The sequence below is a fragment of the Massilia sp. P2_C2 genome, from assembly GCF_056404615.1.
Genome location: NZ_JBFUDR010000203.1, coordinates 1 through 11,538 on the forward strand (window position 1 = coordinate 1; position 11,538 = coordinate 11,538).

Below are 11,538 nucleotides of genomic sequence, written 5' to 3' on the forward strand. Positions count from 1 at the left end.
GATCCTTTTCCTCGCGCAGGTGGCCGATCATGGCGATGTCGGGCGGCACGCCCGCGCGCGTGCGTGCGCGGCGCAGGCGCGGGGCCGACTGGTAGATCACATGGGCCTTCCCGCGCACGTCCGCCGGCAGCTCGTCCAGGCCGCGCGGTTGCAGCACGACGAGGGCACCGGCGCGGTCGAGCGAAGCGCGCGCCGCGTCGTCGTCGTGGATGTCGCGGTAGAGATCCGTGCCCGTCATCACGAGCAGCGCCGGCCGCCCCGGATACGCGGCGTGGAATGCGGCCAGCGGGGCGGCCGAGCGGCGCGCGTGCAGGGCGATGAGCAGGTCGGGTACCGGGTCTCCCGGCTGCCATCCGGGGCCGATCGTGACGCGATAATCGCGCGCCAGGTGGCGCCGCCAGCGGCTCGCGGTCTGCCAGTTGCCGTTGTTTTCGCGCGCGGACGCGGGGCTGACGATATGGATGAGTGGATGGGGCATGCGGGTCGGATTGGGAGCCGGAATTGGTCGTACAATGATGCATGACCGTCAATCAGGTATCGTTCCGCCACGCGGGACCCCGGGAGCTGGCCGCCGCGCTGCAGGATGCGCGGCATTATACGCTCGCACTGTTCGACGCCCTCGCAACAATGGGCTACGATGACGCGGCACGCGTGCCGCGCCTGCCCATCGTGAATCCGCCGCTGTGGGAGCTGGGCCATGTGGCATGGTTCGCCGAGTGGTTCGTGCTGCGCGGCGCGACCGACAGCCGGCCGGGCGCCGCTTCCGGCCATTCGCTGCTGGCGCGCGGCGACGACTGGTTCGATTCGGGCACCGTCCCGCATGGCGCGCGCTGGACGCTGGACCTGCCCCCGTCGGGCGCCGTCAAGACCTATTGCCACGAAGTGCTCGACCGCATCCTCGACCGCCTCGCGCACGAAGCCGGCGACGACGCGGCGCTGTATCCGTACCGTCTCGCGCTGGCGCACGAGGACATGCATGGCGAAGCATTCATGTACACCTTGCAGACGCTGCAGTCGCGCGGCGCCCCCGCGCCGGCCGGGCCGCTGGCGCCGTACGCACATGCCGGGGCCGCGGGCGTTGCCGGCGAGATCGCTTTCTCCAGCGGCAGCTTCCTGCGCGGCGGCGACCAGTCGTCCGGCTTCGTGTTCGACAACGAAAAGTGCGCGGCCGTCGTGAAGGTCGCGCCGTTCGCCATCGACGCGGCGCCCGTAAGCACGGCGAGCTTTCTCGACTTCGTGCACGACGGCGGCTACGAGCGGGCGCAATACTGGACGGACGCCGGCCGCACCTGGCTCATGACGCAGGAGCGCTCGGCGCCGCGCTACTGGGCGCGCGAAGGCGACGAGTGGCACACCGTGCGCTTCGGCCGGCCGGTCGCCCTCGACCTCGCGGAACCGGTGCGCCACGTGAACCTGTACGAAGCGCAGGCCTGGTGCGCCTGGGCGGGGCGGCGCCTGCCGACGGAAGACGAATGGGAATACGCGGCGGCGACCAACCTGCCGGGCTTCGCGTGGGGCCAGTTGTGGGAATGGACGGCGTCCCCGTTCCTGCCCTTTGCCGGCTTCGAGGCCGACCGCTACCGCGACTATTCGACGCCGTGGTTCGGCACGCGCCAGACGCTGCGCGGCGCCTCGTTCGCGACGCCGGCGCGGCTGCGCTCGACGCGCTTCCGCAATTTCTATACGCCGGAGCGGGACGACATCTTCGCCGGTTTCCGCAGCTGCGCGCCATAAAATAAAACCCCGGCGCCTTGCGGGGCCGGGGGTTTGTTCATGCCTGCGGACGATCAGCGGTCGCCGAACGTGCGGCGGGCCGCGTCGGCCGAGCGCGGATGGGCGCCGTAGGCCGGGCGCTCACGGCGCTGGCCGCCTTCGCTGCGGTAACCGCCCTCGCGACGCTGGCCCTGGTAGCCGCCGTCACCGCGCGGTGCGGCGTCGCGGCGCTGGCCTTCGTAGCCGCCTTCGCGACGGGGTGCGTCGCCGCGGTAACCGCCTTCGCGCGGGCCGCCGGACTCGCCGCCGCGGTAGCCTTCACCGGCCGGCTTGTGGAAGCTGCGCTGGCCCGGCTTGCCGTTGCGACCATCGCCCGGCTTCCAGCCCGGACGCGCGCCCGAACGGGGTGCTGCCGAACGCTTGGGTTCGAAGCCTTCCACCACATCGACCGGGATGGTCTGCTTGGTGAAGCGTTCGATGCGGCGCACGTTCATGCTTTCCGCGTGGTTCACGAGCGAAACCGCGATACCGTTGCGGCCGGCGCGGCCCGTGCGGCCGATGCGGTGCACGTAGTCTTCCGGGAACTTCGGCAGGTCGTAGTTCACCACATGGGTGATCGCCGGCACGTCGATGCCGCGCGCGGCGACGTCGGTTGCGACGAGCACGCGCACCTGGCCGCGGCGCATGCTGTCCAGCGTGCGGTTGCGGGCGCCCTGGTGCATGTCGCCGTGCAGCGCGGCGGCCGCGAAGCCGGCGATGTTCAGGCGGTCGGCGATCATGTCGGCGTCACGCTTGGTGGCGGTAAACACGACGGCCTGGTCCATGGTTTCATCGCGCAGCAGATGGTCGAGCAGGCGGTTCTTGTGCGACAGGTCGTCGACGAAGTGCACCTTCTGCGTGATGTTCTCGTGGCGCTTGGCGCCGCTGGCGATCTGGATCACCATCGGATCCTTCGTGATGCGGCGCGCCATGTTGCCGACGACGCCATCCAGCGTGGCCGAGAACAGCATGGTCTGGCGCGAGTCCGGCGTCGCGGCGACGATCTTCTCGATGTCTTCGATAAAGCCCATGTCGAGCATGCGGTCGGCTTCGTCGAGCACGAGGATCTCGAGCTGCGAGAAGTCGATCTTGCCCGATTCCATGTGGTCGATCAGGCGGCCCGGCGTGGCCACGAGGATTTCCGGATTCTTGGCCAGCAGTTGCATCTGCTTCGGATACGGCATGCCGCCCAGGATCGAAACGGCCCGGATGCGGCGCATGAACGCCGTATACTGTTCGGTCGCATTGGTCACCTGCAGGGCCAGTTCGCGGGTCGGCGTCAGGACCAGCATCTTCGGCTGGGCCGCCTTGAACCGCACACGCTCGCCACGCGAGCGCGCCGATTGCGCTTCCTGCGCGGGCGTACGGCTGGCCGCAGCCGGTTCCGTGTTGGCGAATTTGTTCAGGGCGGGCAGCATGAAGGCCGCCGTCTTGCCGGAACCGGTCTGCGACGACACCAGCAGGTCGCGGCCCGCGATTGCCGCCGGCACCGCCTGCTCCTGCACCGGGGTCGGCTTTTCGTAGCCGGCCTGGGCAACTGCTTTGACGATGGACGCGTGTAAGCCTAGTGCTTCAAAACTCATTGTTTAACTTTACTTTCGGTATAAATCGGTGAGCGTCCACGCCATCGAACAAGCGGAACGCGGAATAGCATCGCGAGCCAACGATACGAAATGACTCAAAAAACGAAAGAAATTTCGGCACAAAAGCTTTGCGCCGGGACGGTGCCTATGGCGGCACGCAGGGCGGGAGGGCTTTATGAAAGGACATCCTTCGTGGATGTCTAGGCTTGCGAAGCTGCTAGTATTACCGGGCACGTCGAAAAACCTGCTGCGCGTTGCATATTCGGTCTACGATGCTCGCTGTACTCTCGTACAGCTGCGCTTCTCGGACTCGGCGTCTGCCACCAAATCTGCTGCCGCTCGCGACGGTTTTTCTAGGTGTCCTACTGTTGGTGAACTGCCGTGGCGGATAACGCAAACACGTTTATTGCAGCGCACAACCGACACTATACCGTACTTTTGAAGAGCGTGCACGGTACTCGTCAAGATGTGCGCAAGCGGACGGGCTGTGAGCCCGTCGCGTGGTCAAAATGATACGATCAGCGGCGCTTGCGGCCGTTGGCGTTGACGGCCGGCTTGCCATGATGCGACACGCGGCTCTTGATCTCGGCCACGGCATGGGCCGCGCTGGCCTTGATGCGCTGGGCGCCGGACAGCTTCTGGCCCTTGCGGCGCGATTCGCCGCGGTCGGCTTCCAGCGCCATCGACGCGTTCTCGACGATGCTCTCGGCGATGTCGTTGCCGGCCGTGGCGGTGGTTTTCGGCACGAGGATGGTCGAGCCGGCCTTCAGGCGCATCTGCGGCGGGATGTTGTTGGCCTGGCGGATCACTTCCGGTGTCGTGCCCAGCTTGGCCGCCAGCGAGGCGATGCTTTCGCGGGCGGACGTGATCTTGTGCGTCGTCCAGGACGACAGCGCGCGGCCCCATTGCGCGAGGTTCAGGTTGAACTTCTCGGCATTTTCCTTCGGCAGCAGGATCTTCGTCGATTCGCCGGTGATTACCGGCTTCTTGAATTGCGGGTTCAGTGCCTTGAATTCGTCGACCGACATCTCGGCCAGCTGGGCGGCCACGGCCAGGTCGATGTCGGACGTCTTGTCGACGGCCACGAAATAAGGCGTGTTGTCGATCGTCGGCAGCGAGACGCCGTACTGGGCCGGGTTGGCGATGATGTTCTTGACGGCCTGCAGCTTCGGCACGTAGTTGCGGGTCTCGGCCGGCATCAGTTCGGACAGGCTTTCGAAATCCGTCGGCTTGCCCAGCGCGCGGTTCTTCTGGATCGCCTTCTGCACATTGCCTTCGCCCCAGTTATAGGCGGCGAGGGCCAGTTGCCAGTCGCCGAACATCGTGTACAGGCGCTGCAGGTAGGTGAGGGCGGCGTCCGTGGAAGCGAGCACGCCGCGGCGCTCGTCCTTGAACATGTTCTGCTGCAGATTGAAGTCGCGTCCCGTGCCCGGCACGAATTGCCAGATGCCGGCCGCGTCGGCGGTCGACAGCGCCTGCGGATTGAACGCGGATTCGATCACGGGAAGCAGCGCGAGCTCGGTCGGCATGCCGCGCTTTTCCAGTTCCTGCACAACGTGGTACAGGTACAGCGAGGCGCGGCTGGAGGTGCGGGTCAGGTAGTCGGGACGGCTGGCATACCACTGTACGTGCTTGGCGACGAGGGCGTTGTCGATGTCGGGAATCGCATAGCCGCTGCGGATGCGGGCCCACAGGTCGGGATCCTTGTAGTCGTCGGCTTTGACCGGGGTCAGGGCCTGCGGCAGGATCGATTTGGCCACGGCGGCCGCGCTGGTGCCACTGCTTTGGGCGATCGGGCTCGGGGCGCTGTCGGCGGCGTGGCTGATCGCGGGTCCCAGGAGGAGCGCGATGGCCAGGGCGTAAGTGGAGCGAGTCGTTTCGTTCATAGCTTTCCAGTGTTGCGTCCAGGAACGGCAAAGGACTGACGAGTAAAGTCGGAGTGTACGGACCAGTTACGGCGCCAGTCAAGAATTATGTCGGCTCAGTTACAAAAAATCTTGGCTATTCTTTTTGCTAACGCGTGCTTTGGTTGTGACGGCTTTCATGGGGGTATGGTTTCGCAAGACCAGAATTTGCCTGAGGAAAATCAAGGATTTTTGATATACCCCCGGGTGTACCAGATGGACATGGCGGGCGAGCCGGCACCTCCAGCGCCCGTGCATTGTCAAATTGGTATGCGAGCGCGATGGACCGGCGGGTAATACCAGATGCAGCCGTCCTGGCTGTCAAGGTAGCTGGAGTCGCCGGACGTTCTATGAGAGCACGCAAAGAGCGCGTACAATGACCGTCTTCCGCGCATGCGGTTTGTAATTTCCGAAAGCGTTACATGAGCACTGCCAACGAGAACGTGGACGATGAAGCCATCGTCGCCGCCACCCGGCGCTGGGTCGATCGCGCCGTCATCGGCCTGAACCTTTGTCCGTTCGCCAAAGCGGTGCAAGTCAAGGACCAGGTCCGCTACGTCGTCTCGCAGGCGCACACGCCCGAGTCGCTGCTGGATGCGCTGATGGACGAGCTGCAGCTGCTGGCCGACACCGATCCGGAACAGATCGACACCACGTTGCTGATCCACCCGTACGTCCTGCAGGATTTCCTGGACTTCAATGAATTCCTCGACGTGGCCGACGCGGCCGTGGAAGACCTGAGCCTGGACGGCGAGCTACAGATCGCCAGCTTCCATCCGGACTATCAGTTCGCCGACACGGACCCGAACGACATCTCGAATTACACGAACCGCGCGCCTTACCCCACGTTGCAGCTGCTGCGCGAGGACAGCATCGACCGCGCGGTGGACGCCATCCCGGACGCGGCCGAGATCTTCGAGAAGAATATCGACACCATGGAACAGCTCGGCCATGAAGGCTGGGACAAGCTCGATGTCGGCCCCGCTCGTTGATGCGCAAGGCGTGCCCTTGCCGCAGCGGCCTGTCGGGGCGCTCCCGCAGCGCCCCGACACGCCCTGCGTGGCCGTCTGCTCCACCACGTTCGACGAAGTCTGCCGCGGCTGCGGCCGGACCGTCGTCGAGGTGGCGCACTGGGTATCGATGACGGCCGGGCAGAAGGAAGTCGTGTGGCAGCGGATCCTCGCGCAGGGCTATCCCCGCCGCAACACCTGACCAAAATTCGGGGTCAGAGCACATTAATGCGCCATTGCCCTGGAGATGCTTCGGCGAGCCTGCTCCACCTATATAGAGTCGGACATCGCGTGTTTACACGGCCGACCTCTGTTAAAAGTGTCTTTTGAGCTATTGCGCAAAAAAGTGCTCTGACCCCGAATTTTCGGAAATTCGTGCTCTGACCCCGAATTGCGATTTATCAGAAGGTGCCGACGAAATCGCGCTTGCCGATCTCCAGGCCGTTATGGCGCAGGATGTCATAGGCCGTCGTGGCGTGGAAATAGAAATTCGGCAGGGCGTAGTGCAATAAATAGACCTGTCCCTTGAATTGGCGCTGGTTGGCGCCCGTGCCGATAACAATGTCGCGCTCGCCGCCGGCGTCGACCGCCTCGCGTTCCACGCTGTCCAGGAAGGCCAGCGTCTTTTCCAGCCGGGCCTGCAGGCCCGCGAAATCCGTCTCCACGTCGTCATAGCGCGGCACGTCGATGCCGGCCAGGCGTGCTGCCGCGCCCTTGGCGAAGTCCGTCGCGAGTTGCACCTGGCGCACGAGCGGGAACATGTCGGGGAACAGCCGCGCCTGCAGCAGGGCGTTCGGATCCAGCTTCTTCGTATCGACGTGCGACTCGGCCTTCGCCAGGATGGCCGCCAGGCTGCCCAGGATCTGGCGGAAGACGGGTACCGAGGCCGTGTACAGGGAAATGCTCATCGTGTGCTCCTTGAAGAAAGAGCTCGATGATAGCAAGCCTGCAACGATGCCGCTTGCGGCCCTCCGCAATTCGGCGTGGCGGCCCGGTAACGGTTATCGCTCATGGACCGGCACGCACACGAAAAATTATGACGCATGGCAAATGTTGCGTGCATAATCTCCGCACAAGCCCACGCATTGATTTGTCACAATGGTTGCCATCCAGTCACAAGCTGGGCCGGCAGCGTATTCGTCCATGGCCTTCCTGCCCCGAGTCGTTTCGTCCGCGCTGCCCCGTACGCCTTGCCAGGCTATACGGCCGCTCGCTGTACGCCGCGCTGCTCGTGATGGTGTTCGGCGGCCTGGCGATTCCGGCCGGCGTGGGCGGCTATCTGCTGATCGGCGTGCAGGAACGGGAGGTTGCGCGCCGCGAGCTGGACGACACGCTGCAGCGCAACGCCGACATCCTCGCGCTCGGGATGCAGGAATCGCTGTGGAACATGAACGTGGAGGCGGCCCGCTCGCTCGTCGATTCGCTGATGCGCGACCCGGCCGTCGTGCGCGTGCGCGTGCATGCACAGGCCGAGGGCGATTTCATCGACCGGCACGCCACGCCGGCCCCCGCCGGCCAGGTACTGCGCGCCGGGCGCGAGGTCGTGGTGCACGGCCAGGCGATCGGCCACGTGACGGTCGACATGGACGACAGCCGCAGCCAGCAGGCTCTGCGCGCCAAGCAGTGGCGCTATGCGCTGGTGCTGGCCGTGCAGCTGATCGTGTCGCTGCTGTCGATCCTGCTGCTGTTGCGGCGCCGCCTGCTGGCGCCGCTGGGCACGTTGATGTCCTTTTCCGACCGCCTGTCGCGCGGCAAGTTCGATACGCCGCTGGCGCTGTCCACGAACGACGAGCTGGGGCGGCTCGGCGGGCAGCTGGAGCGCATGCGCATCGCGATCGGCGACCTGTTCCAGGACATCGGCCGGCGCGAGGAACGCTTCCGCACCATCGTCACGCAGGTGCCCGGCGCCGTGTTCCGCGCCCGTCCCGGCGGGACGATCGACTTCGTCAGCGATGCGATCGAAGACATCTCCGGCTACCCGGCCACGACGTTCATCGGCGCGCATACCGACCGCTGGGCCGACGTCATCTGCCCGGAGGACCRCAGGATGCAGCGGCACCTGGTCAGGGACGCCGTGCTGGCCGTGCGGCCGTACGAGATCGAATACCGCATCGTCGACGCCGCCGGCATCGAGCGCTGGGTGCTGGAGAGCGGCCAGCCGGTCGGATTCGAGGGCAATGACGCATTCTGGATCGACGGGATCATCTCCGACATCAGCGAGCGCAAATACAACGAGATGCGTATCGAGGGGCTGCTCGCCGAACAGGGGGCCGTGCTGGACAACGTCATGTTCGGCATCATCTACGTGCGCGAGCGGCGCGTCGTGTCGACCAACCGCCGCTTCGACGAGTTGTTCGGGTACGGCGAGGGTGAGTTGCCGGGCGATTCGATCGGCGTGCTGTTCCCGACCGTCGAGGATTACCGCCAGGGCCTCGACGCGGCGGACCCCGTGCTGGCGCGCGGCGCCGACTTCGCCGACGAACGGCAGTTCCGGCGCCGCGACGGCAGCCTGTTCTGGTGCAGCGTCAGCGGCCGCGCCCTCGATCCCGAGCATCCGGACGACGGCAGCATCTGGGTCTACGCCGACGTCACCCAGCGGCGCCAGGCCGAGGAAAAGCTGCGCCTGTCCGCCACCGTGCTGGAACACATCGCCGACGGCGTGATGGTGATCGACGTGCACGGCCGGATCGTCGCCACGAATCCCGCCTTCACGCAGATCACGGGCTATACGGAGCGCGAAGCCGTCGGCACGCATTCGAACCTGACGCGCAGGACGAGCGACGGCGACGGCGTCTTCCACGAGGCGTTGTGGGCCGACCTGGCGAAGACGGGAATCTGGCGCGGCGAACTGCGCAACCGGCGCAGGAACGGCGAGACCTATCTCGAGTGGCTGACCGTGTCGGCCGTGCGCGACGACCACGACGCCGTCACGCATTATGTCTGCGTGTTCAGCGACATCACCAGGGGCAGGGAGTCGCAGGACAAGCTCGATCACCTGGCCCACCATGACCCGCTCACGGGCCTGCCGAACCGCCTGCTGTTCCACGACCGCCTGCAGCACGCGATGGTGCGCTCGGCGCGCGCCAACCGCCAGCTGGCCGTGATGTTCATCGATCTCGACCGCTTCAAGACCGTCAACGACACGCTCGGCCACCACGTCGGCGACGAGCTCCTGAAGCAGGTCGCGGGACAGCTGGCCGGGTGCCTGCGCGACGGCGACACGCTGGCGCGCCTGGGCGGCGACGAATTCATCGTGCTGCTCGAGGACGTCGACGGCGCGCACGGCGCGCGCCACGTGGCGGAAAAGCTGATGCGGCTGTTCGAGCGGCCCGTCGTCGTGTCCGACTACGAACTGTTCGTCACGGGCAGCGTCGGTATCAGCCTGTTCCCGCAGGACGCCGTCGACATGAATGTCCTGATCCGCAATGCCGACGTGGCGATGTACCAGGCCAAGGCGCGCGGGCGCAACGGCTACCAGTTGTACGCGCCGTCGATGGACGGCGACAGCGCCGGGCGCCTGCGCATGGAAAGCCTGCTGCGGCGCGCGATCGAACGCGGCGAGATCCACCTGCACTACCAGCCCCAGGTCGAGATCGACACGGGCCGCCTGACCGGCGTCGAGGCCCTCGTGCGCTGGCGCAGCGCGGAATTGGGCCAGGTGCCGCCGGCGCGCTTCATTCCGCTGGCCGAGGACATCGGCTTCATCGGCCAGCTTGGTGAAGGTCGTCGACCTGTCGTCCGTGCTGGCGCCGCATGCCGGTGCGGGCGCGGGCGTCGCGGTTGTCGCCAAAGGCTGGTGGCAGGCGCGCCAGGCCGCGCAGGCGCTGCCCGTGCGGTGGACCGCGAGTCCGCACGCCGCGCTGTCCAGCGAGTCGGTGCTGGCGGGCCTGGCGAATGCGCTGGGCGAAGAGACGGGCCATGCGTACTTCGAGTCCGGCAGCCAGGACGCCCCGGAACTGAAGGACGCGCGCACCGTGCACGCCGAATACCGTGTGCCGTTCCTCGCGCATGCGACGATGGAACCGCAGAACTGCACGGCGCAGGTCCTGGACGGCAGGGTGACGCTGTGGGCGCCCACGCAGGTGCCGAGCATCGCGGTGGACATGGCGGCGCAGGTGGCCGGCGTCGGGCGCGACGACGTGACGATCCACGTGACCATGCTGGGCGGCGGCTTCGGCCGGCGGCTGGAGACGGACATGGTGGCGCAGGCCGTCGCCGTGGCCATGAAGACGGGCGGCCGGCCGGTGCAGCTGATCTGGACGCGCGAGGACGACATCGCCCATGACGTCTATCGCCCGGCCGCGCTGGGACGCTATACGGCGCGCCTGGGCGCGGACGGCAAGGTGCTCGCGTGGGACAGCCGGCTGGCCAGCGGCGCCGTCACCGGTCAATACTATCCGCGCAACCTCGGTCTGCCCGGCGTCGGACCGGACAAGTCGACGGCCGAGGACGAGTACGACATGCAGTACGCGATCGCCAACCGGCGCTGCCGCCACGTGGCCGTCGACAGMGCCGTGCCGCTCGGCTACTGGCGCTCGGTCGGCCACTCGCACAATGCGTTCTTCAAGGAGAGCTTCGCGGATGAACTGGCCCATGCCGCGAACCAGGATCCGGCCGCGTGGCGTCGCGCGCAGCTGGCCGGTCAGCCGCGCCACCTGGCCGTACTGGACGCCGCGCTGGCGCGGGCCGGCACGGCGCCGGAAGGTCGCGCGCACGGCCTCGCCGTGCACCAGTCGTTCGGCACGGTCGTCGCGCAGGTGGCCGAGGTATCCGTGGAGCAGGGCGAGATCCGCGTGCACCGCGTCGTGTGCGCCGTCGACTGCGGGCTCGTCGTGAATCCGAACATCGTCGCGCAACAGGTCGAATCCGGCGTCGTGTTCGGCCTGTCGGCCGCGCTCGGCGGCGAGATCACATTCGCGAACGGACAACCGCAGCAGTCGAACTTCGCCGATTATCCGGTAGTGCGGATGGCGCAGGCGCCCGCGGTCGAGACCATCATCATGCCGAGCGCGGCACCGCCGGAAGGGATGGGCGAACCGGCCGTACCGCCGGTCGCGCCGGCCGTGGCGAATGCCGTGTTCAGATTGACGGGGCAGCGGTTGCGCAGTTTGCCGTTGCGGTTGGCGTGACCGCGGGGGCATGGTGGGCACGGGGTGCCCACCCTGATATGTATTGACCCGTCAAGCTTTTTGTTCTTTTTCCTGCTTTTTGCCTGGTTGGTGCGTGATGCATCAAGCGGTAGCCCAAGGCACCGCAAAGTGGCGGGGTATGGGCTGCAAGGCCCATGCC

General features: G+C 66.6%; 7 protein-coding genes and 2 pseudogenes. 5 read left to right on the plus strand and 4 right to left on the minus strand.

The annotated features are described in order from the left end of the window. Positions 1 to 478, minus strand: a pseudogene (locus tag AC1DYX_RS20960) (selenoneine biosynthesis selenosugar synthase SenB); the annotation flags it as partial. Positions 479 to 519: 41 nt separating this feature from the next. Between AC1DYX_RS20960 and senA the strand changes: the two are divergent. After that, a complete protein-coding gene (senA, locus tag AC1DYX_RS20965; protein WP_477262380.1) occupies positions 520 to 1,734 on the plus strand; it encodes a selenoneine synthase SenA in 1,215 nt (404 codons plus the stop codon). Between the two features lie 53 nt (positions 1,735 to 1,787). On the opposite strand, the gene AC1DYX_RS20970 is transcribed toward senA, so the two are convergent. Together AC1DYX_RS20970 and AC1DYX_RS20975 are read right to left on the minus strand one after the other, a co-directional pair. Beyond that, positions 1,788 to 3,335, minus strand: a complete 1,548-nt coding sequence (locus AC1DYX_RS20970) for a DEAD/DEAH box helicase (RefSeq protein ID WP_477262382.1) — start codon at positions 3,333 to 3,335, stop codon at positions 1,788 to 1,790. 518 nt (positions 3,336 to 3,853) lie between these two features. Then, on the minus strand, positions 3,854 to 5,221 hold the full coding sequence (locus AC1DYX_RS20975) for a transglycosylase SLT domain-containing protein (RefSeq protein ID WP_477262384.1): 1,368 nt from the start codon (positions 5,219 to 5,221) through the stop codon (positions 3,854 to 3,856). Positions 5,222 to 5,661: 440 nt separating this feature from the next. Between AC1DYX_RS20975 and AC1DYX_RS20980 the strand changes: the two genes are divergently transcribed. Beyond that, the gene (locus AC1DYX_RS20980) at positions 5,662 to 6,231 is read left to right on the plus strand and encodes a DUF1415 domain-containing protein (RefSeq protein ID WP_477262386.1); all 570 of its coding nucleotides are present in this window, start codon (positions 5,662 to 5,664) and stop codon (positions 6,229 to 6,231) included. A 16-nt stretch (positions 6,232 to 6,247) separates the two neighbouring features. After that, a complete protein-coding gene (locus AC1DYX_RS20985) occupies positions 6,248 to 6,451 on the plus strand; it encodes a DUF1289 domain-containing protein (RefSeq protein WP_477262388.1) in 204 nt (67 codons plus the stop codon). Positions 6,452 to 6,650: 199 nt separating this feature from the next. Here the strand turns inward: AC1DYX_RS20985 and AC1DYX_RS20990 are convergent, their stop codons facing one another. Continuing rightward, complete coding sequence (locus AC1DYX_RS20990; RefSeq protein ID WP_477262390.1) at positions 6,651 to 7,157, minus strand: DUF1993 domain-containing protein; 507 nt, start codon at positions 7,155 to 7,157, stop codon at positions 6,651 to 6,653. Between the two features lie 674 nt (positions 7,158 to 7,831). Between AC1DYX_RS20990 and AC1DYX_RS20995 the strand changes: the two are divergent. Then, positions 7,832 to 9,907: pseudogene (locus tag AC1DYX_RS20995) on the plus strand (bifunctional diguanylate cyclase/phosphodiesterase); the annotation flags it as partial. Positions 9,908 to 10,223: 316 nt separating this feature from the next. Continuing rightward, a complete protein-coding gene (locus tag AC1DYX_RS21000; RefSeq protein WP_477262392.1) occupies positions 10,224 to 11,378 on the plus strand; it encodes a xanthine dehydrogenase family protein molybdopterin-binding subunit in 1,155 nt (384 codons plus the stop codon). Positions 11,379 to 11,538: the final 160 nt, after the last annotated feature.

Coding starts and splice junctions, on each gene's coding strand:
- AC1DYX_RS20975 (WP_477262384.1), bottom strand. CDS start 5,221: ATGAACGAAACGACTCGCTCCACTTACGCCCTGGCCATCGCGCTCCTC.
- AC1DYX_RS20980 (WP_477262386.1), top strand. CDS start 5,662: ATGAGCACTGCCAACGAGAACGTGGACGATGAAGCCATCGTCGCCGCC.
- AC1DYX_RS20970 (WP_477262382.1), bottom strand. CDS start 3,335: ATGAGTTTTGAAGCACTAGGCTTACACGCGTCCATCGTCAAAGCAGTT.
- AC1DYX_RS20990 (WP_477262390.1), bottom strand. CDS start 7,157: ATGAGCATTTCCCTGTACACGGCCTCGGTACCCGTCTTCCGCCAGATC.
- senA (WP_477262380.1), top strand. CDS start 520: ATGACCGTCAATCAGGTATCGTTCCGCCACGCGGGACCCCGGGAGCTG.